Source organism: Acinetobacter sp. 1566109 (assembly GCF_000582255.1).
Classification (GTDB): Bacteria; Pseudomonadota; Gammaproteobacteria; order Pseudomonadales; family Moraxellaceae; genus Acinetobacter; species Acinetobacter nosocomialis.
In genome coordinates this window covers 1-21513 of the sequence record NZ_JEYB01000030.1, presented here as the reverse complement: position 1 = coordinate 21513, position 21513 = coordinate 1, and the positions used below count along the sequence as shown (strand labels likewise).

Annotated in this window: 24 protein-coding genes and 1 pseudogene; 9 read left to right on the top strand and 16 right to left on the bottom strand. The window is 38.5% G+C overall.

Annotation, left to right across the window (positions count from 1 at the left end; translation table 11 throughout):
* Positions 1 to 97: 97 nt before the first annotated feature.
* Genes J582_RS17060 through znuB form a run of 3 tightly spaced genes read left to right on the top strand, consistent with a single transcriptional unit; the run spans position 98 to position 2169 of the window.
* A complete protein-coding gene (locus tag J582_RS17060) occupies positions 98 to 595 on the top strand; it encodes a transcriptional repressor (protein ID WP_002054239.1) in 498 nt (165 codons plus the stop codon).
* Positions 568 to 1356: a zinc ABC transporter ATP-binding protein ZnuC gene (znuC, locus tag J582_RS17055; protein ID WP_004705942.1), complete on the top strand. Its 789-nt coding sequence runs from the start codon at positions 568 to 570 to the stop codon at positions 1354 to 1356. The genes J582_RS17060 and znuC overlap by 28 nt, the downstream gene beginning before the upstream one ends.
* A gap of 3 nt (positions 1357 to 1359) precedes the next feature.
* Positions 1360 to 2169, top strand: a complete 810-nt coding sequence (gene znuB, locus J582_RS17050) for a zinc ABC transporter permease subunit ZnuB (RefSeq protein WP_000970833.1) — start codon at positions 1360 to 1362, stop codon at positions 2167 to 2169.
* 1 nt (position 2170) lies between these two features.
* Here znuB and J582_RS17045 read toward each other — a convergent pair whose 3' ends face one another.
* Positions 2171 to 2797 carry a LysE family transporter gene (locus tag J582_RS17045; protein WP_031982556.1) on the bottom strand — a complete coding sequence of 209 codons (627 nt, stop codon included), beginning with the start codon at positions 2795 to 2797 and terminating at the stop codon, positions 2171 to 2173.
* A 158-nt stretch (positions 2798 to 2955) separates the two neighbouring features.
* On the opposite strand from J582_RS17045, the pseudogene J582_RS0104905 reads away from it, so the two are divergent.
* Positions 2956 to 3876 (top strand): annotated as a pseudogene (locus J582_RS0104905) (Dyp-type peroxidase).
* A gap of 136 nt (positions 3877 to 4012) precedes the next feature.
* On the opposite strand, the gene J582_RS17040 reads toward J582_RS0104905, so the two are convergent.
* Together J582_RS17040 and J582_RS17035 are read right to left on the bottom strand one after the other, a co-directional pair.
* The gene (locus J582_RS17040; protein ID WP_031982554.1) at positions 4013 to 4450 is read right to left on the bottom strand and encodes a hypothetical protein; all 438 of its coding nucleotides are present in this window, start codon (positions 4448 to 4450) and stop codon (positions 4013 to 4015) included.
* 231 nt (positions 4451 to 4681) lie between these two features.
* Positions 4682 to 6379, bottom strand: a complete 1698-nt coding sequence (locus J582_RS17035) for an NAD-dependent malic enzyme (RefSeq protein ID WP_000623106.1) — start codon at positions 6377 to 6379, stop codon at positions 4682 to 4684.
* A 496-nt stretch (positions 6380 to 6875) separates the two neighbouring features.
* On the opposite strand from J582_RS17035, the gene argS reads away from it, so the two are divergent.
* Both argS and J582_RS17025 read left to right on the top strand, forming a co-directional pair.
* Positions 6876 to 8666, top strand: a complete 1791-nt coding sequence (gene argS / locus J582_RS17030) for an arginine--tRNA ligase (RefSeq protein WP_031982553.1) — start codon at positions 6876 to 6878, stop codon at positions 8664 to 8666.
* 151 nt (positions 8667 to 8817) lie between these two features.
* Positions 8818 to 9441, top strand: coding sequence for an SPOR domain-containing protein (locus J582_RS17025; protein WP_031982552.1), 624 nt, complete (start codon positions 8818 to 8820; stop codon positions 9439 to 9441).
* Positions 9442 to 9484: 43 nt separating this feature from the next.
* On the opposite strand, the gene J582_RS17020 is transcribed toward J582_RS17025, so the two are convergent.
* The 6 genes from J582_RS17020 to J582_RS16995 form a co-directional block, all read right to left on the bottom strand.
* Entirely contained in the window at positions 9485 to 10153 is a 669-nt protein-coding gene (locus J582_RS17020; protein ID WP_022574377.1) for a glutathione S-transferase, read from the bottom strand.
* A gap of 113 nt (positions 10154 to 10266) precedes the next feature.
* The gene (locus J582_RS17015; protein ID WP_031982550.1) at positions 10267 to 10674 is read right to left on the bottom strand and encodes an OsmC family protein; all 408 of its coding nucleotides are present in this window, start codon (positions 10672 to 10674) and stop codon (positions 10267 to 10269) included.
* On the bottom strand, positions 10671 to 11618 hold the full coding sequence (locus J582_RS17010; protein WP_032048291.1) for a pirin family protein: 948 nt from the start codon (positions 11616 to 11618) through the stop codon (positions 10671 to 10673). The genes J582_RS17015 and J582_RS17010 overlap by 4 nt, the downstream gene beginning before the upstream one ends.
* Positions 11619 to 11782: 164 nt before the next feature.
* The gene (locus J582_RS17005) at positions 11783 to 12088 is read right to left on the bottom strand and encodes a DUF3861 domain-containing protein (protein WP_002054242.1); all 306 of its coding nucleotides are present in this window, start codon (positions 12086 to 12088) and stop codon (positions 11783 to 11785) included.
* Positions 12089 to 12118: 30 nt separating this feature from the next.
* Positions 12119 to 12499, bottom strand: a complete 381-nt coding sequence (locus J582_RS17000; RefSeq protein WP_031982549.1) for a Fur family transcriptional regulator — start codon at positions 12497 to 12499, stop codon at positions 12119 to 12121.
* A 13-nt stretch (positions 12500 to 12512) separates the two neighbouring features.
* The gene (locus tag J582_RS16995) at positions 12513 to 13040 is read right to left on the bottom strand and encodes a PadR family transcriptional regulator (RefSeq protein WP_031982547.1); all 528 of its coding nucleotides are present in this window, start codon (positions 13038 to 13040) and stop codon (positions 12513 to 12515) included.
* 273 nt (positions 13041 to 13313) lie between these two features.
* Between J582_RS16995 and J582_RS0104900 the strand changes: the two genes are divergently transcribed.
* Complete coding sequence (locus J582_RS0104900; protein WP_031982545.1) at positions 13314 to 13811, top strand: GNAT family N-acetyltransferase; 498 nt, start codon at positions 13314 to 13316, stop codon at positions 13809 to 13811.
* A 55-nt stretch (positions 13812 to 13866) separates the two neighbouring features.
* Here the strand turns inward: J582_RS0104900 and guaA are convergent, their stop codons facing one another.
* Positions 13867 to 15435, bottom strand: a complete 1569-nt coding sequence (guaA, locus tag J582_RS16990; protein ID WP_031982544.1) for a glutamine-hydrolyzing GMP synthase — start codon at positions 15433 to 15435, stop codon at positions 13867 to 13869.
* Positions 15436 to 15822: 387 nt separating this feature from the next.
* Here guaA and J582_RS16985 point away from each other — a divergent pair, with 387 nt between their 5' ends.
* Positions 15823 to 17040: a DUF445 domain-containing protein gene (locus J582_RS16985; RefSeq protein WP_171057494.1), complete on the top strand. Its 1218-nt coding sequence runs from the start codon at positions 15823 to 15825 to the stop codon at positions 17038 to 17040.
* 58 nt (positions 17041 to 17098) lie between these two features.
* Here J582_RS16985 and J582_RS16980 read toward each other — a convergent pair whose 3' ends face one another.
* Entirely contained in the window at positions 17099 to 17536 is a 438-nt protein-coding gene (locus J582_RS16980; protein WP_004711072.1) for a DoxX family protein, read from the bottom strand.
* 194 nt (positions 17537 to 17730) lie between these two features.
* Between J582_RS16980 and J582_RS16975 the strand changes: the two genes are divergently transcribed.
* On the top strand, positions 17731 to 18372 hold the full coding sequence (locus J582_RS16975; RefSeq protein WP_002054234.1) for a DedA family protein: 642 nt from the start codon (positions 17731 to 17733) through the stop codon (positions 18370 to 18372).
* Positions 18373 to 18380: 8 nt separating this feature from the next.
* Here J582_RS16975 and J582_RS16970 read toward each other — a convergent pair whose 3' ends face one another.
* From J582_RS16970 to J582_RS16950, 5 genes are all read right to left on the bottom strand, one after another.
* Positions 18381 to 18971, bottom strand: coding sequence for a LysE family translocator (locus tag J582_RS16970; protein ID WP_004883927.1), 591 nt, complete (start codon positions 18969 to 18971; stop codon positions 18381 to 18383).
* A gap of 214 nt (positions 18972 to 19185) precedes the next feature.
* The gene (locus J582_RS16965) at positions 19186 to 19572 is read right to left on the bottom strand and encodes a hypothetical protein (RefSeq protein ID WP_004711075.1); all 387 of its coding nucleotides are present in this window, start codon (positions 19570 to 19572) and stop codon (positions 19186 to 19188) included.
* A gap of 10 nt (positions 19573 to 19582) precedes the next feature.
* The gene (locus J582_RS16960; protein ID WP_002054248.1) at positions 19583 to 20425 is read right to left on the bottom strand and encodes a ParA family protein; all 843 of its coding nucleotides are present in this window, start codon (positions 20423 to 20425) and stop codon (positions 19583 to 19585) included.
* Between the two features lie 76 nt (positions 20426 to 20501).
* Positions 20502 to 20894, bottom strand: coding sequence for a SirB2 family protein (locus J582_RS16955; protein ID WP_006581265.1), 393 nt, complete (start codon positions 20892 to 20894; stop codon positions 20502 to 20504).
* A gap of 11 nt (positions 20895 to 20905) precedes the next feature.
* The gene (locus J582_RS16950; RefSeq protein ID WP_000051228.1) at positions 20906 to 21214 is read right to left on the bottom strand and encodes a BolA family protein; all 309 of its coding nucleotides are present in this window, start codon (positions 21212 to 21214) and stop codon (positions 20906 to 20908) included.
* Positions 21215 to 21513 lie beyond the last annotated feature (299 nt).

The window sequence follows — 21513 nt, the reverse complement described above, 5'->3', positions numbered from 1 at the left end:
CATGTTATAATATAACAAAGTTACAAAAATACCTAAGATTAATCGAATGAAGCATCGCTTCATGCTAATATTCCATTAAAAATTTGAGGTTATGTCTATGAGTTCTTGCACGCATGAACATCATGATTCTTTACATGGTGTACATGATCACCATAATGTCGCAAGTCGTTTAGCTGAAGCAGAAACTTTATGTTCTGCGGTTGGCGCACGTCTTACGCCTTTACGTAAAGAAGTTCTTGAACTCATTTTAAATGCTTCAGGCCCAATGGGTGCGTACGACTTATTAGCACGTATTAAAAGTCAAACCGATCGCCCTGCCGCTCCTCCAACTGTTTATAGAACTTTAGACTTCTTATTAGAAAAAGGTCTAATTCATCGCTTAACATCTATTAATGCTTATATTCCATGCTGTCATCCACGTGAAGGACATCAGGCTGCATTCTTAATTTGCACCGAATGTCACACTGTTAAAGAAGCATCTTCACAAGGTCTGACTCAACAACTCGACCAACTTGCAGCTTTAGATGATTTCACAGCACAACACAGCATTATTGAAATTTCGGGGAAATGCCAGCAGTGCCGCACAGCTCGCTAAATCCTGTATTGATTCAACTGGAACAGGTTTCTGTTCACCGTGATGATCGGGATATATTAAAAAAAGTCGATTTTGATCTGCATCAAAATGAAATTGTGACATTAATTGGTCCAAATGGTGCGGGTAAGTCGACTTTAATTAAAGTTCTACTTGGAATTTTAAAACCAAGTAGCGGACGTGTCATAAGCGATAAAAAACTAAAAATGGCTTATGTCCCTCAAAAGTTTAATCCCTCTCATAGTCTTCCTTTACGTGTTCAAGATCTATTAGATCTTGAAAAATGTAGCCCTGCCCTTCGCCAAGAAATTATTCAAGATACTGGTATTGCCAAGCTACAACAATCAAAAGTACAACAGCTTTCTGGTGGAGAGCGCCAACGTGTGTTGCTCGCACGTGCTTTACTTAGGAAGCCAGATATTCTTGTTCTTGATGAACCGATGCAGGGTCTAGATATTCAATCTGAAGCTGAGCTTTATGAATATGTACGTAGTCTGCCGGAGCGTTATGGTTGCGCCATTTTAATTGTTTCACATGACCTACAATGGGTTATGCAAGGGACGCATAGAGTTGTTTGTTTAAACAAGCATATATGTTGCAGCGGTTTACCTGAGAATATTCAACAGCATCCTGAGTATCAGGCAATATTTGGCACTCAGCGAGTTTTTTACCAGCACCATCATGACCACTGTGCACATGGTGATGCAGCACACCCCTGCCCTCACAATAGTAGACCTCACATTCACCCAGAACCGGAAGCTTAAGCCATGATGGAATGGTTACAATTATTGTTGCCCGCATGGATTATGGGAACCTTATTGGTCTTTTTGACCGCACCACTTGGTTGTCTCATGCTATGGAGACGTATGTCTTTTTTTGCAGACACGATGGCACATGGAACCTTACTTGGGGTAGCAATTGCTGGTGCCTTAAGCCTCCCTCTCTGGCTTGGCGTGGCAGGTACGGCTATTTTATTAGTCGCTATTTTATGGGCACTGCATGACAATCGCTTGCCAAACGATGCTCTACTTGCCTTATGCTCAGCAACTTTACTATGTAGTGGCCTTCTGTTTATTCAACATGTTCCGAGTTTAAGACCAGAACTTTTGAGTTATTTGTTTGGTGACTTATTAAGTATTGATTGGCCAGACCTACCTGTTTTCACATTAATTATTGCAGTATCACTGGCAATTCTTTATCGCTTTTGGCAGCCTCAAATCCAAATTGCCATTGATCCAGACATTGCGATTAGTGAAGGGGTAAATGCGAAATGGCAGCGTCTCATTTTTATGTTACTGCTAGCCTTATTTACAGTATTAGCTTTACGTGCAGTAGGTTCACTTTTAATGGGTGCTTTACTGGTTATTCCAGCGTTGAGCGCTCGACTACTCGCTCATTCACCAAAGCAAATGGTTATTTGGGCTTTTGTTTTAGCTCAACTCGGTGTCAGTGTTGGCCTATGGTCAAGCGCAGCACTTAATATCTCAACTGGCCTCAGTATTGTTTTATGTATGGCGTTGAGTTTTGCTCTTATTTTTATGCTTCAAAAAATCAAAAACCAAACTCAAGCAGCCTAAATCAGGTCGCTTGATGAACTGTGCTGAGTAATAACGCCGCACAACTAAACATGACAGCAAAACCACGGTTCAAATATTTTTGCTGTTTAGGCGAACGAAGTAATCTTAAAACTTTTGAAGCCAGCCCTGTATATCCAGCCATTACAATCAAATCAATCGTAACCATAGTGGCTGCCATAATCAGATATTGTATCCATTGGGGTTTGCTTAAATCTAAGAACTGAGGCAAAACTGCCAACAAAAATACGATGGCTTTAGGGTTACTGATATTGACCACAAAGCCATTGAATAGCAGAGCAGAAACAGATTTATCCTTTTTTTCGTGTTGAATTTCGATGTCTTTTACTGGTGCAGTCCACTGCAAATAAGCTAAATACAGCAAATAAGCCACCCCAAACCACTTAACAGCCTGAAAAGCTAATGGAGTCGTTGCAAATAAAACGCCTACACCTGCCGCCACAATCATGATTTGAATTAACAAGGCGATTTGCAAGCCAATTGCATTCCAGTAGCCATGTCTAAAGCCATAATTTAAGCCGCTCGACATAGAAGCAATAGCCCCTGCTCCCGGAGAAATACTAATGACCCAACAGGCCAACATATAAGCAAACCAAACTTGCAAAGACATAGCGAAAATAGACAATAAAAGTGGAATTATACCGTTTTATAAAACTATCGCGGCGATAATTCAAACAATAAAATCAATAAATAGACTACTAACAGCTCTTCGCATCAGGCACAATAATTAAAACTCATACTAAATTATAATTGAGGAGAGATCTTCTAATGACTGCTCAATCTGTCATTTTGCCATTACCATCTGATCATGCCCGTTTTATTGTTCTTCGTTTAAAAGATCTAACAATTGCTGAATTAAAAGAACAACTCTAAGCTTTATTCGAAACACGTGACCGTCTCATTACTCAGCATTCAGACGCGCAAATTAAAACAGCAGTCGCTTTTGGTCCAGAACTTTGGAAACAGCTTTACAGTCAATCTCCTGCTGGCTTTAAACAACTTGAACCAGAAAATGGTGCATTCAACATGCCCGTCGTACCAGCTGATGTGCTTATCCACATTGCCAGTATGCGTTCTGATATTTGTTTTGCTTTAAGCCAAGCATTTTTTGAAGGCATTAAAGATAAAGTTGAGGTTCTGGATGAGCGTGTTTGTTTCCGTTACTTCGATGGTCGAGATATTACTGGCTTTATAGATGGTACTGAAAATCCTCAATTTCCAGACGACCGCGCAGAAACCGCCCTCCTCCCAGAAAGTGCTGGAGTATTTGCAGATGGTAGTTTCATCTTTGCGCAGCGCTATGCACACGACTTGGAAAAATGGAAAAAACTTAAAGTCGACGCACAAGAAAATGTCATGGGCCGTACCAAGCTTGAATCTATTGAATTAGATGATGATGTTAAACCGGAAAATGCCCATGTCGCTCGTACTGTCGTTGAAGATGATGAAGGCGAAGAAATGGAAATTTTACGTCACAGCTTACCTTAGGGTGATGGTCGAGGTGATCAAGGCCTATTCTTCATTGCCTACACCAAAGACCTGAACATTATTGATGCGATGTTAAAGCGTATGTTTGGTACAAGTGGGGATGGCATTCATGACCGCTTACTGCACTTCGTGACACCACTAGACGGCGCATATTACTTTGCACCAAGTGAAGAATTGCTAGAAGAAATTTTAGAGGATTAAGTTTTTTAAAAAGTAGCTATCACCACGGTAGCTACTTTTTTATTTAAAACCAAAGAAAAAAACGTGTACTTTGACATTCTACAAAAATATTATCTTTACCTTTATAAATTAATAAAAATCACTCTTAAATATAAACTTAAGGCCCATTCGCATTTCTTATTTCAAGCATTTCATTACAGTCTTTAAAAGTGGAATAAACAAAAATTCGTTTATCTTGATTTTCTAGCAAAATAGCGTCTTTATTTTCACCAAAGGCGTTTTTAGAGATATCACACTTATAAGCTGACAGTTGAAAGTTCTTTACGACTTCACATTTAGGCTCAGCAACACTCTCATTAAAACCATACCATTGCGTAATATTTGGATTTGAACAAGAGATTTCCCCCACTTGATCAGCTGTTTTAAGCCCCTTCTCCGCACTCTCTTTCTTTTCACTTACAGCAGAGTCTGATTGATTTTTATCCATCTGCACCACATCTGACTTATGATTAGCATCATGTTGAGTTTTATCTGGACTTTTATCGCTACAAGCCATTAAAGCGCCTATAAAAATTAAAATATAAATATTTTTCATGAAAAAGTACTCATAATTCTGTGCTATTTAAAAAACTCATCTTAATTAAAGCTATTAGCTAGCAAGTATATCTAATATTAAACACAGAAAAACTTATGAATATAGATTAATAATATGCATTTATAAAAGGTGAATCATCTATTTTATTTTATGAGATTCAAAAGCCTTTATAGCCAAATTAAGTTAATAAAAAAGGGAGTATCTTACTCCCTTTTTTACACGTCCAATATTTTAGAAAGGAATACGCTTATATTTACGGTATTCTGGTTTCCAGAACGATTGATCAATCTTCTGCTTAAGTAAATCATCACTAATGGTTACAGCCACGCCGTCTGCCATTGCAGCTTTTGCCACTTCAAATGCAATCACTTTAGACACTTGTTGAATTTCGCCTAAAGGTGGCAATAAGTCAGCTTGTGGATCTTTCAGCAACGGTGAACAGTCTGCTAAAGCACTACTTGATGCCATAAGCATGTTTTCTGTAACGCGTTTAGCGCCTGATGCTACTACACCTAAACCAATACCAGGGAAGATGTATGAGTTATTGCACTGCGAAATATTGTAAAGCTTGCCGTGATGATTTACAGGTGCAAATGGGCTACCCGTTGCAATTAATGCTTTACCTTCAGTCCACTCCACAATATCAGCCGGCACAGCTTCCACACGTGAAGTCGGGTTAGATAACGGCATCACAATTGGTCGTTCACAATTGGCAGCCATGGTCTTAATAATTTCTTCGGTGAATAGGCCTGGCTGACCAGAAACACCGATTAACACTGTAGGCTTGGCATTTTTAACAACATCAAGTAGTGAAATTACTTCTTCAATGTTGCCCCATTGGTCTACTACTTCAGCTTTCTGAGCTAATTTACGCTGGAAGTCTAATAGGTTCGGCTGATTTTCAGTGATCAAACCAAAACGATCTACCATGTAAACACGAGCACGTGCTTCAGCATCGGTTAGACCTTCTGAAACCATTTGTGCAACGATTTGCTCCGCAATACCACAACCCGCTGAACCCGCACCTAAGAAAGCAATTTTCTGATCTTTTAATTGTTTACCTGCTGCACGGCTTGCAGCAATTAGACTACCAACAGAAACAGCTGCTGTTCCTTGAATGTCATCATTGAAACAACAAATTTTATCACGATATTTTTCTAATAATGGCATCGCATTTTTTTGTGCGAAATCTTCAAACTGGATGAGTGCTTTTGGCCAACGACGTTTTACAGCTTCAATCACCATATCTACAAATTCATAATACTCATCACCACTAATACGTGGTTGACGCCATCCCATGTAGATCGGGTCATTTAATAATTGAGGGTTATTCGTCCCTACATCGATTGTGATTGGCAATGTGTATGCAGGGCTAATACCACCACATGCGGTATAAAGCGAAAGTTTTCCAATTGGAATACCCATGCCGCCAATGCCTTGGTCACCAAGGCCTAAAATACGTTCACCATCTGTAATCACGATGACTTTGACATTATTTTTATTAACGTTTTGCAAAATATCATCAATCACATCGCGATCTGGATATGAAATGAAAACACCACGATGACGGCGATAGATATCAGAGAAACGTTGACATGCTTCACCCACGGTTGGCGTGTAAATAATTGGCATCATCTCTTCAAGATGATTTTCAATTAAATGGTAGAACAGAGTTTCGTTGGTATCTTGGATATTACGTAAATAGATGTGCTTATTAATATCATCATTGAAAGCGCAATATTGCTGATAAGAGCGTTGGCTTTGCTCTTCAATTGTTTCAATAATATGTGGAAGTAACCCGTGTAAGTTAAAGTTACTTCTTTCTTCTTGAGTGAAAGCGGACCCTTTATTTAAAAGGGGTAACTCTAAAAGTGTATAGCCTGCATAAGGGATATAAAGTGGGTGTTTACTTGGGTGTCCTGATATCATTGCCTATCTCATTTTCCAGCTTAGAACTCCGAAAAGTACAGTTTCAGCACTCTCTAAAGCTCGTTGTATGTGTAAGCTTAAGACTATTTAATACAAAATAGGTATTTTAAACCGTGATATTGAAATTGAATACTATTTAGAAAAAACATACAACAAAATTAATATTAAAAATTAATTACTTACATTTTTCATCTTTTTTAAAATTATTCTTAATTAACTCTATATCTGACTTAAAATCTTATATTTTCTTACTAGCTTACATTTTCATAAAAAATACCAAGTGTTTTACTACCTTATAATTTAAAAAATATTGCCTAGAAAGCCTGTATTTACGTATTTTCAGAATTGAATCACATTCATTTTTTAATATTTACAAAAAAAATAGTTCCATGAAACTTCAAGAAAGAAATTAAATGAAAGCGTTAAATGCACTCCCCTAACTCATAGGAAATTTGCTATATTTGACGTTTTTCTGCGACATCTATTTTCGATTGATATGAATACGGCAATACAAGCAGCTCTCGACCATGCAGTGCAAACCCTTCAGCAAGAAGGTGTGCTTCCTTCGGATTGGAATAATTCAAGCAATTTAACGCGCACCAAAGACCGAAGCCATGGCGACTTTGCTTCTAATATTGCCATGATCGGCTCTAAAGCTGCTGGTATGAAACCACGCGATTTAGCTGAGAAAATTCTCGCAGCACTACCAGAAGTTGCAGACATCAGCAAAGCTGAAATCGCAGGTCCTGGTTTTATCAATTTCTTCTTAAATGCAGACCAGCGTTTTGCAATTCTTGACCAGATTCAAGCTCAAAAAGAAGACTTTGGTCGCAGCCAATCAAATGCAGCTAAAAAGATTCAAGTTGAATTCGTTTCTGCCAACCCGACGTCTAGCCTACACGTAGGTCATGGTCGTGGTGCTGCCTATGGTATGACCGTTGCAAACTTACTTGAAGCAACAGGTGCAAAAGTTGACCGTGAGTACTACGTGAATGATGCTGGCCGTCAAATGGATATTTTGGCGACTTCTACTTATTTACGTTATTTGGAATTACTTGGGCAAAACCTTGTATTCCCTAAAAATGCATATCAAGGCGACTACGTTAAAGAGATTGCTCAAAGCATTATCGACAAAGATAACAATGCATATGTTCGTGATGTAGCAGACGTCTATAAAGATGTGCCAGAAGACGTGCAATATGCAGATGAGCTCGATAGCGAAGGCAATAAAGTCGTATTATCTGGCGACAAAGAAAAACACATTGATGGTCTTATTGCCAACTCACAACAATTATTAGGTGAAGGCTACCGCGTATTCCATCAAGCAGCTCTTCATGCCATTTTAGATGATATTAAAGATGATCTTGCTGACTTCGGCGTAACCTTCAACCAATGGTTTAGCGAAGCGTCTCTTAGCGCAAAAATTGACGAAGCGTTGGAAACACTGGATCAACGTGGTTTCCTTTATGAAAAAGATGGCAACATCTGGTTTAAATCGACTGAATTTGGCGATGAAAAAGACCGTGTTGTTAAGCGCCGTAATGGTCAAACGACTTACTTTGCATCTGACATTGCATATCACTTAAATAAACTACAACGTGGTTATACCGACCTTGTTGATATTTGGGGTTCTGACCACCACGGTTATATCTCTCGCGTAAAAGCTGCGATTGATGCAATGGGTTATGACTCGAAAAAATTAACTGTTCTTTTAGTTCAGTTCGTAAGTTTATGGCGCGGTGGTGAGATGGTTCAAATGTCATCTCGTTCAGGTCAGTTCGTGACTTTACGCGACTTACGTAAAGAAGTTGGTAACGATGCTGCCCGTTTTTATTATGTAATGCGTAAGAGCGAACAACACATTGACTTTGATCTTGACCTTGCTGTGTCACAAAGTAAAGATAATGCGGTGTATTATATTCAATATGCTCATGCACGTATTTGCCGTATGTTAGAAAAAGCAGCAAGCACTGGCTTACAATTTGAAGTAAGTGCAGCTCGTTCACATGCTGCGCGCTTGTCACTTGATGCAGAAACTGAAATTCTTGCTAAACTGGCTGCATATCCAGACGTTGTATTACGTGCTGCTAATGCGTATGAACCACACCAAGTAGGTAACTACTTAAAAGAATTAGCTGCGCTATTCCACGGTTGGTACAATGAGCATAAAGTTCTAAGTGATGACGCTGAACTTACACAAGCACGCTTATTACTTTCAATCAACGTACAACAAGTACTGCGTAATGGCTTAGAATTACTCGGTGTTTCTGCACCTGAAGCCATGTAAGTTCATGTTGGGGTATTTGGCAAAGTCATATACCCCTTCGTGTTGCAAGAAATAACGCTTTGTAAGGACTTCACCTATACAAAGCGATGTTTTAAAGTAAACGAGAACTAAACTCGAAATAAAACAATCAAAAGACAGAGGAATAATCCACGTGTTTGGCAAAACGCAACGCGGTGTATCTGAAAGACCTAATAAGCCTAAAAAGCCTTTAATTCCTAAATGGTTAGGGACACTTGTCGCTATTTTAGCGGTCTTATGTATCGCAGTAGTGCTCATGCTTTGGAAACCGTGGCAACCTGTTTCTTCAAAAAACCAGATTACTTCTGACCACTACAAAGAAGAAGAAACCAATAAAGATTACCGTTTTTACGATTTATTACCTCAACAGCAAGTTACCCCTATTCCGGAACAGGCTATTCCAGAAAGTAAAAACCAAGGTACTGCTATGATTGTTGAAGCACCTAGTACTGCTCAACCTGCCGCATCAGAATCTGTTGCTAATACTGATGACAATACTGACTCTACAGCTACTGTACCTCAACAACCAAATTATATTTTACAAGTCCGTAGCTATGCTGACCCAGATCAAGCAGATGCTCGACGTGCAGAGATCATTTTAAATGGCTTATCAGCTGATGTAATTAAAAGCTCTGAAAATGGAAAGACTTGGTACCGTGTTATTTCTGGTCCATATGATACCCAAGAAGCTGCTCTTGCTGCTCAGCAAACCTTACAGCATAGCGGCATTGACTCTATCGTAATTAAACGCAAATAAAGATTAAGTAATAAAAAAGGAACAAATATTTGTTCCTTTTCTTTTATATATCAGCACAATTTCTTTCGTTTGATCCCAAACCTTTCTGTCTTGCTTTTTGAAATGCTGGTCTTTGCTGAATCCGATGCAAAAATGCTTGAATATGCGGATATTTGCCTTGAAGACGGGACTGTAGAGCCTCTAATGGAAAGCTCATTTGAATATCGGCAAATGAAAAATCCCCTGCAAAATACTCATGCTCAGACAAGTAGTTTTCTAAAAAACTAATATGATCTTTCATACGCGGGCGAACAAAATTGGCCTTCACCCCTTCTGTAATTTTCTTTGCTACAGGTTGAATTAACCAAGGTACATGTTTGTTCACGTTATTCATAACCAAAGTCATCACTAATAACGGCATAAGTGAACCTTCAGCATAGTGCATCCAGTAAATATACTGCTGTAAATCCTGAGCTTGCTTAGGTTTAAATTGCTGTTTTTGATCATAGCGCTGCTGCAAATACTCTAAAATGACAGCGGATTCTGCAATGACTTGCTCATCATCTGTCAAAATCGGCGCCTTACCGAGCGGATGGATACATTTCAGCGTTTCCGGTGCTGAGTAGTTGGGTAAGCGTTGATAATAATGAATATCATAATCTAAGCCTAACTCTTCTAAAGCCCATAAAATCCGAAACGATCGCGAACATTCCAGGTGGTGTACACTAATCATGTTATTGCCTACTTTTATTTTTCTTTTTTACATAAAAAACAGCATGTGAACATGCTGTTTTATTCCATTTGTGGGATGGATATAAAGTCATCCACCTCAACAAAATAGCATTTTTATGCTGTAACAAGCACAGTATGAATGTCTAAACTACGTAACAAAGTTTTAGTTACTGGCGTTTTACTGCATACCGTTAAAATTTTCTGTTGAAGCTCTTCGCTTGGCAGCTCATTAAAAACAATACGACGCTCGATATGTTCTTCATGCTCACGATTGCTATGAAAATCAATTTCAACCGAGAACTCACCAAAATCATAATCTTTATGTTTCGCATACATTCTTAAAGTAATGAGTGTACAAGCTGCCAGACTTCCAGTTAGCAAATCATAAGGGGCTGGCCCCTGATCATGTCCTTCTAACTTTTCCGGTTCATCACAAAAGTATTGATGACGGCCACTGATAATTTCACCTTTCCACTGTTCGGCAAGAGGTTTTGCCTTACTACTCGCGATTACTACTGTCATTTTGATGCTCTCATTTGATCTGGAAGAACTGGGGCCTCTAAACGTGCACCAACATAATCTGGTATTTCGCCAAAACGTACATCATGATTAATCCACTGTTCACGTGCTTCTTTTAAATCATCCATAGTACGTGCAACAAAGTTCCACCATAGCAAAATTGGAGTTTCAAACGGTTCACCGCCAATTAACAGCACACGGTTACCTTTTTTGATTTCAATCTCAATTTCACTCAATCCAGTATCCAATACAACCATATTGTCAGCAGTGAGTTCATGACCATTCACATGAGCAACGCCATCTAATGCCATGAAGCCATATTCAAACTCAGGATTTAGTGGAATACGTGTCTTAGTATCCTGGGTAGCAATAAGGTCCACACCTACTAACGGTGTATGCACCACAACTGGAGAAGTAGTTGCCAAGTATTCACCCACGAGCACGGTAAATTCTAAACCGTCTTTTTCAAAAACAGGCAACTCAGGATAATGTTCAAATTTCGGATCCATATTGCGCTTATGGTCAGGTAAAGCAATCCAGAGCTGTGCAGCGTGCATTTGAGTTTCTGTATCAGGCGCAACTTCAGTATGAGAAATACCATGCCCTGCTGTCATCAAGTTGACTTGCTTAGGACGAATTAACTGCTTTGAACCTAAACTATCGGTATGCATCATGGTACCTTCAATCATCCACGTGAAGGTTTGCAAACCAATATGTGGGTGTGGGCCTACATCTAAACCATTACCTGCAGGAAACGTTACCGGGCCTGCATGATCCAGAAAACACCACGCCCCAATCATTCGCTTTTGTCGACTAGGTAAAGCCCGCTTAATCACCGTCCCCTGTCCAATTTCAGCAGAGCGAATTGGAAATTCCTGAATGAATTGATTGGCAAATTTCTCACAATCCTTTGAATCAGAAATATCGTAATCGTTATTATTGCTCATGATATTACTCTCTTTTACCTATGCTTTTGCAATGAGTTGTTATACTGATCTTAACAATACACTTATTATTCAATATAGTCTTTTAGTAATACACAGGGTCTTATGAATGAGACAATCGATTTTTAATTATAAAATAGAAAATAATTAAAGCTGCTTTAAGCAGCTTAAGATGATTGAGTTTTAACGAGCTGTTTTAGATTTTTCATAAATTGCCCGAACTGGGGAAAGAACTCTTGAAACAGTGGATGGTCCCGATTTTCCAACATGACTTCACTAAAAAGTTTTAGACCAACTCCAAAAGATTTCGTAGTTTGATCATCGAAAAATTCTGCGTTCTTTAACTTTTCAACAATCTCAAAAATGTCATCATGATTACCGGTATAGAACTCGAGCCTTTCCGTATAGTTAGAAACTTCGCCTTTGGCATCTTTTAAATGTTGTACAGTAACGTGATATTGATGCTGTTTCATATATAAGTTCTCTATTAAAAATTAATGGTTTTAGATAATTTCAATCTGCTTCAAGTCAACTTGAAATTGAGTAAATACAGATTGCAAACTAGCTAGAAATTGTTCTTGTTTCGCTTGTGTCAACTCTGCACAATAAATTTGTAGAAGTTGATTATTGGCTAAGCCTGATAAGTTAAATTTGGCTTCACCTCGTTGAAATTGAGTATTTGAGATTAAGCCTGCTCCTTCCAAATCACTGACCACCCGATAAACTGTTGCCAAGCTCAACTTCTGTTTTTGGGTATAGAGCTTTTGATAAATCTGTTTAACCGTTAAATCTTCCGCTTGCTCCTGAATTAAAGATAAAACAACAAGTCTTGGATGAGTGACTTTTAAGCCCGCTTCTTTGATTTTTTGCTGTAGCTCTAGCATGGCTTATCTCAACTTATAGGCGCCCGATTGCAACCGCAGCCTGATCAATTTTTTCGGCAATTTGATAGATCTGCTCTCGCTGCAAATCAGTTGTATTGAGTTTCAAACGTAAAGCCGTCTTTAAGTTTTCCATGGCGCGGTGAATTTCAATTAATTGATCATTACTGTGAATTTCACGTCTTAAACGTAATTTTTCTAATAGTGCATTTAACTTATCTTTTTGTTCAGTTAAATAAGCCTCACCAAACTCCGTAATTTGATATTGCTTGCGCTCTATATCTAACAAGTTAATTAGGTTCATTTCTTCCAGACTGGTTAAAGTCGGATAAATTGTTCCCGCACTAGGCGTATAGCCATCACCGACCAAATCACTTATTTCTTTTATAATTTCATAACCATGCTTAGGACTTTGCTGAATAAGGTGGAGTACCAGAAGTTTCATACGTCCCGCTTCAAAAAGTCTTCCACGGCGACCTGAACGGTGATGTCCGTGGTGATGTTCATTGTGCTCAGTATGATGATGTTCTGATTGTTGTTTCATCTTTAAAGATTCTCTAATATGTTTAATTTATGCATATTAAGATATATCTTAATATATCTTTTATCAAGTATAAGTAATAGAATACGAACTATTGTATTGATATTTATTAGGATTAATTTTTAGCTTTAAAAGTTAAGCAATAAAAAAGAGTGCTTAAGCATCTTACTAGCTCGTTTTCTGAGAAGAAGTTTAAGCTGACGAAAGAAAATAATATTTAGGATGAATTTCTTATAAAATGTAATATGTTAATTTTTCTTTTTAATCATAAATAATATGCACTTGTGTTATTTAAGCGATTTAACATTAGCAGATGTCTCTAATTTAGTTAGACTTTATACAAATGATACGACTAGAAAGTATTTAGGTGGACCCCTGGAAGTATCTCTGGCTCAAACGCGAGCACATACTGATATTAATACTCCAAGTAAATTACCTATTTGGGCAATTCGATCTTCTACTGATCATAATTTTCTAGGAATTATATCTCTGGATACTCATCATGACGGCTCAGATATCGAAGTATCGTATGAATTGCTGCCAGAATATATGGGATATGGATATGCAACTCAAGCACTTGAATTTGTTTTAAATTATTCATTTAATGAGTTAAATCTTAAGAAAGTAATAGCTGAAACTCAAACACAGAACAAAGCATCAATCAAATTACTAGAACGTGTTGGAATGGTTTTTGAGAAATCAGTAGAACGTTTTGGTTCAAATCAAAGTATTTTTTTTATTACTAGTCACCAGTATATCGATAAACATAAATAATGCTTTTATCAATAGACATAAAAAAGGCAGGATTAAATCCTGCCTTTTCATTTAATTATTCCCACTCAATCGTTGCTGGTGGTTTAGATGACACGTCATATACAACACGTGATACATCTTTGATTTCATTCATAATACGCGTTGAGATTTTATCAACCAATTCGTATGGTAAATGTGCAAAACGAGCTGTCATAAAGTCAACTGTTTCAACCGCACGAAGTGCAATCACCCAAGCATAACGACGGCCATCACCTACTACACCAACTGACTTAACAGGTTGGAACACAGCAAACGCTTGAGCAGTTTTATCATACCAACCACTGTCACGAAGCTCTTGCATGAAGATGTCATCAGCAAGACGAAGAATATCTGCATATTCTTTTTTCACTTCACCCAAAATACGAACGCCTAAACCAGGGCCTGGGAATGGATGACGGTAGATCATGCTATGCGGTAAACCAAGTGTAGTACCTAATTTACGTACTTCATCTTTAAACAAGTCACGTAAAGGTTCAACCAATTCAAATGCTAAATCGTCTGGTAAACCACCCACATTGTGGTGAGATTTAATAACGTGTGCTTTACCTTGTTTGCTTGCAGCAGATTCAATTACGTCTGGGTAAATCGTACCTTGCGCCAAGAATTTCACGCCATCAAGTTTACGTGCTTCTTCAGCAAATACTTCGATAAATTCACGGCCAATGATCTTACGTTTTTTCTCTGGATCAACTTCACCAGCCAATGCATTTAAGAAACGTTGTTCAGCATCTGCACGAATTACACGGATACCCATGTTTTCGGCAAACATTTGCATCACTTGGTCACCTTCGTTTAAACGAAGTAAACCGTTATCAACAAATACACATGTTAACTGATCGCCAATTGCTTTGTGCAAAAGTGCAGCAACAACAGATGAGTCAACACCACCAGAAAGACCCAAAAGAACCTTTTCATTACCGATTTGTTCACGTAATTGTTCTACACGTAAATCGATAATGTGTTCAGGTGTCCAAAGGCCACCACATCCACAAATTTTATGAACGAAGTTTGCAAGTAACTCTTCACCTTTTGCCGTGTGCGTTACTTCTGGATGGAATTGCACGCCATAGAAACCACGTGCTTCATCACTTACAGCAGCAACTGGACAGCTTGGTGTGCTTGCAGTAATTGTAAAACCTTCTGGAATTTTGCTCACTTTGTCGCCGTGGCTCATCCAAACGTGTAACTGGTTTTCGCGGTCTTGTAAGTTGCCAATAAGTTGGTCACGTTTAACGATATCAACTTCGGCATAACCAAACTCATGTACAGTACCCGGCTCAACTTTACCGCCTAACTGTTCAGACATGGTTTGTAAACCATAGCAAATACCCAATACTGGAACGCCTAATTCAAACACCACTTGCGGTGCTCGCGGGCTGCCCTCTTCATGCACACTCTCAGGTCCACCTGATAAAATGATACCGTTTGGCTTAAAAGCACGGATGTCTTCTTCAGACATATCAAAGGCATACATTTCAGAGTAAACACCAGCTTCACGTACACGACGTGCAATGAGCTGACTATATTGAGAGCCGAAATCCAGGATCAGGATACGATCTTCAGTAATTTGAGTATTGGTAGTCATGACAAACCACTAAATGGCAAAAGAATTAAGCGCGCCATTTTAACATTTTTCACGCTTCGGCGCACCGCAAATCATCATATATCTTATTTTTTTCATATCAGAATCATTTCTATATTGGGATTGATCAATGTAAATTAAAATTTATTGATATTTATCAATATACTGTATACCCCTTAAAAACTTCATACACATTGATAAATTCATCACATTCTATGCAACATCGTCTTGAATTTGATGTTAAGATGACCCGATAAAACAGGCATTACCATGGAAAGGTAAATACCATTAGCGATATTTGTCTGTCCTTGAACAGTTATCCGTTTTTTTATGGCTTGTTGCCCCATATCAAAATCAATAGAAATCTAAGGAACAACAATGCTTCAAACTATGATTGCAGATTTCCAGCAACATTTTTGGTTGTATGTCTCTATTCCTTTCATGAGTGGTTTAATTGGCTATGTCACTAAAGTGATTGCCATTCAAATGATGTTCTCACCACTTGAATTTAAAGGTATTAAACCGTTTTTTGGCTGGCAAGGTATCGTGCCTCGTAAAGCTGAAAAAATGGCAACCATTGCTGTTGAACTCATGACAGCTAAGCTGATTAAACCCGAAGAAATTTTTGCTCGCCTTGACCCAAAGCGTATTGCCAAAGAAATTGAAAAACCATTAATGGCAGCAGCAGAAGATATTACGCGTGAAGTCGCGCAAGAGTATCAACCCGGTTTATGGGAAGGTATGCCTGAGTTTGCCCGCCAAAGACTGATCCGTAGAGTGCAATCAAAAGCACCGGAAATTGTCGAGCACATCATGAGTGAAGTGCAACGTGACGTAAATCGATATTTTGATATTAAGCATTTGGTGATTAGCAACTTGCTTAAAGATAAACGTCTACTCAACAATATTTTTAAGCGTGTAGGCAAACAAGAATTTAAATTCTTCAGTAACGTTGGTTTTGTATTCGGTTTTGGAATTGGTGTAATCCAAATGTTGTGCTGGATTATCACACAAGGCAAATACCCTTGGATGCTGCCGATGTTTGGCGGATTTGTAGGGTTCTTTAGTGACTGGATTGCCCTACAAATGATGTTTAGACCGCTCTATCCGAAAAAGATATTGGGCTATACATGGCAAGGTCTATTTATTAAACGACAAAATGAAGTAGCAGCTGACTACGCAGCCTTAATTTCCAAACAGCTTTTAACTTCACGTCATATGATGGAAGAGTTGTTTTCAGGTACTCACTCTGCGCGTGTAATTGAGTTGGTGAACCGCCATGTTAAACAGGAAATTGATATGCAGGCAGGTGTGATTCGCCCACTTGTTGTTTATGCAATTGGCGGCGAAAAATACCAAAATATGAAAACACAGGTTGCTGAACGTATTATGCAACAGCTACCAGAAACGATGAAATATGTTGAGTCGTATGCGGAAGATGCAATGAATATTCGCAGCACTTTAATTGAACGTATGCAAAAATTAACACCATCCGAATTTGAAGGGATGTTGCGTCCCGCGTTCAAAGAAGATGAGTGGGCACTCATTGCAGTAGGTGCAGTACTTGGTTTTGTTGTTGGGGAATTACAAATCCAGTTTATGCTCTAATTTTTAAATATAAAAAAACCGGATGAATTGCTCATCCGGTTTTATTTTGTCTTGAATATTATTTTTCAATTGCATGGTCTAAGCTAATACGTCCAGCGCCATGAAGCATCAAGAAGAACAAACCACCTGCCATTGCAAAGTTTTTCATAAAATGGATGCCATTATTATATTGCGCTGCTGCATCAGCACCACCTTGGTGAAACAAGAATGCAGTCAAGATACTAAAGATTCCTAGACCAAAAGCTGCAAAACGTGCTTGGAAACCAAATAACAAAGCTAAACCACCACCGAACTCAACCAAAATGACTAATGGTAGAATTCCACCTGGAACACCCATAGCTTCCATATAACCTACAGTTGCTGCATAACCGGTAATTTTCCCCCAACCAGCAACAAGAAAGATGTAAGCGATAAGAAGACGAGCAACAAGGCTAATGAAACTGTCCGCGCCTGGTTGCGTTACGATATTTTTGACCACCACATTTGGATTAAACATACAGCCACCTTTATTTAAATGCTTATTTGTTGATGAACTCATTCTAGGTTTGGGACATTGATAATTAAATACTCAAAATCCATATATATCGTTGCACAAATAGGATGATCAATTTGTATATTTTTGATGTTTTATACTGACTTTCGATAGGCTCACTGCTACGATTTGAGCACGGTTTACCACTTAGTCATCTCATGGAACTTCTTGATTTTATTCTACACGTTGACCAGCATCTCGCCGAATTTATTACAAATTACGGAGTCTGGATTTATGGCATTTTATTTTTAATTATTTTTGTCGAAACCGGTCTAGTGGTCATGCCGTTCTTACCGGGAGATAGTTTATTGTTTGCAGCAGGTGCTTTAGCGGCATCTACGGGTAAGATGGATCCATGGTTACTGGGTACTCTACTTTTTATTGCAGCAGTTTTAGGCGACACTGTGAACTATCATATTGGTCGTTTTATCGGTCCACGTGTGTTTGAAATGAATTCCCGACTCATTAACAAACAGCATTTAACTAAAACTCAAGAATTCTTTGCCCGTCACGGTGGCAAAACAATTATTTTTGCTCGTTTTATTCCATTTGCCCGCACCTTCGCCCCTTTTGTTGCCGGTGCTGGTAGTATGAATTATAAGTTTTTCCTGACATACAACCTAATTGGAGCATTCTGTTGGGTGGCTTCTTTTGTAACCTTAGGTTATCTATTTGGAAATATGCCAGTTGTAAAAGATAACTTTACCCATCTTATTTTCGGCATCATTATTATTAGTGTTCTACCAGGTATTATTGGATTTATCCGCGAAAAATTAAAGAACCGTAAAGCTAACGTTTAAGGGTTCCTTTAGAAGAAACGAAATACCACCGGAAGCATACACAAAATAAGTAACATGGCCGATCCTTTATATAAATGATCGGCTTTTATTTTCTGCATTGAACCCGTTAATAAAGCACGTCCAAAAATCATCCAGAAACTCGCAGCAGGAATAAGGGTCAAAGTAAAAGCAGCAAAGACCATAAGAAAATTTTCTGGCGAATTCCATGTTTCAGCTGGGAAAATACCAGCTGCAAACAGTAAGGACTTAGGATTTTTTAAAGTTGAGAAGAATAGTTGACGTGGGCGAATATTGCGATGGTTCTGGCTAAACTGTTGTAAATGTGTGGTTTTCCATAAACGGAATGCCATCCAGAATACATATAACACACTCGTAATATGCAAAATGAGTAGCAGCGCTGGCCAGACTGGAGCTGCTAAATGAATAAACACGGCCCAAAAGCTGATGCCATAAGCATAGCCTAACCATTGCATTGGAATAAGCCAGAATGTTTTAGATAAACCTTGTGAGTGAGCTGCGGTTGCAAGTAATGCATTTGTCGGACCAGGGATAAGCAAAACAGCCAACATTGCTAATACAAAAAACCAGCTTTCAATCATAAAGTTTCCACATTGATAAAGATGCGGCAACCTTAAACGAAATAGGCAAAATATAGCAAGTTTAGTGAGTATATTGACTAGAAAAAATACAGCCACTTTAAAGTTATATTTTTAAAAAGCCTTTGATTTATATTGATTTTATTATGAAACATTTTGCTAAACTTTATTCATCACAATATGCTTTAATTAGCATATTGTGATTCAAAATTGACTATTATTTCGCCTTTTTACGAACAATAATTGGACAATTCTTAAACTGAGCAGCCTGAACAATTGCCTCTTGTTGACCCATTACACGTGAAAGTTCAGTGTTCTTGGTTGAAGAAGATTGCCCCATGTTGACAGAGATGGATGGACCGAATCCCCAACCGCCTCGTCCCCAGCCGCCACCAAGTCCAACGCCAACGCCCATACCTGTACTTTTTGGAGTCTGTACACCATTGTCGATATATTGTTGAATACGGTTATATTCACTTTGTAGTTGTTGGCAACTCAAAGATTGATATTGTGTCGGAGACACATAAGTCGGTTTTACCGTCGTGGCACAAGCGCCCAATAGTAAAGTGGCTGCTGCCAAAGGCACAAGATATAAGCCTTTCATCATTTTTCTCTTATCGTTTTGGTTCAATTTCGCTGAACAATGCCTCATAAGATTGAGTCAATTTGTGTTCTGGCGCCAAGTGAGCCAAAGGTAAATTTTTCTGATGTGATTCTTTCATTAAAATTGATGGTGGTAACATGCTATTAAGTACAGGTAAACCTTCATCTTTTAACTGTTGAACCACTTCCCGCGGTAGTTTTGCTTGGGACTGGAACTGATTCACCACAATTCCCTCAATTTCCAAGCGGTCATTATGATCATCTTGCGTTTCGAGAACATTTTCAATCAATGTTTGTAACGCACGTTTTGAAAATACATCACAGTCGAAAGGAATCAGAACTTTATCTGCAGCAATTAAAGCAGACAAGGTAAAAAAGTTAAAAGCTGGTGGTGTATCAATATAAATGCGGTCATATCGTCCAATTAAGCTTTGAATTGAATCACGTAATTTATAAATTTTATGTTTGCTTTCAAGTGCATGTTCAAGAGCACCGAGCGTAGGGCTAGCCGGAAGCACATCTAGTTTTGCAAAAGATGTTGAGTGTACAAAACTGTCGAGATCTTTATTACGAGGGGCTTTTAAAATTGAGCCTATAGCATTACCAATTAGACCCTTTTGTTGATTATTCCCCAGCACATCTTCAAAGAAGTTTTCAATATTTGGTTCTAAAACTGCTTTATCAGCAGCGTATGTTGCCTCTTCACCTAAAAGGTATTGGCTAGAGTTGGCTTGAGGATCAAGGTCGATCACCAAGGTCCTTAAGCCATGTTTGGCACTAATTGCAGCCAAATTTACAGTAATACTTGATTTCCCTACACCGCCTTTTTGGTTAAACACCACACGAGTTAACATGTTTCCCTCTACATATTTTTTTACTGTATGCAGTTTAACCTAGAGCTTAAGCAAAAAGGCAAAGAATGTAGAACAATTAAGCAAAAACCGGTTTCACGATGACCAAAATAATAATGGCAACAAATGCGATTGCACTAATAACCAAACCCGCACGGCGCTGGGCTAATAAAATAGTGTCATCCTTTTTAAAGGCTTTCATTAATGATGATAAGAGCACTAAAAATAAGATAATTTTAGCGTAAAACCACGGCTGGACCTGAAAGTTCTTCATCACCAGTAAAATTGCGCCAGTAATAAAAACCACAGTAAATGACAAATGCTGTAAAGCAACTAACACTTTACGCCCTGCTGGGTTAGGTTGTTGACCTTGTACACCAATAAACAGTGTAGAAGCGCGTAATACAAAAACCATAAGTGCGGCTGCTACCGCAGTCATATGAATAATTTTAGTGAGTAAATGTGCGTCCATAAACTAAGCCCTTAGCTCTTAGGTGCATGTGCACATTCTGGACTCGCTGGCGCTTGACCTTGCCACTCACTTGGTAAATAAGCGTGAATTGCTAAAGCATGGATTTGTCCCGGATTCATTAAATCAGAAGCCAAGGCATAAACTTTTTGATGACGTTGAACCAAACGCAAGCCGTTAAACTCTTCACTCACTACAATCACTTTAAAATGTGATTCTTTACCTGGAAAATATCCACCGTGGCCAGCAGACTCATTAATGACTTCCAAATGGCTAGGTGCAAGGGTTTGTAACCGTTCAATCAACTGTTGTTCAAGGCTCATAGCTTTTCCTTTTACGATTATTCGTATATTTAGACCTAGTATACCCTGTCTACACACAAACAAAAGTTGCTCTTGTACGCTTTGACTTCAAACAAAATGTCTATTTATTCGGCAACTTATCAATAAAAATAACTCTAAATGCTCATTTCTGTTTTTATTTTATGCAATCAGCATAATTATTTGCATAAAGTTGTTGACCCTTGTTTTGCTTAATGTATTATAAGCGGCACGCGGGAATAGCTCAGTTGGTAGAGCATAACCTTGCCAAGGTTGGGGTCGCGAGTTCGAGTCTCGTTTCC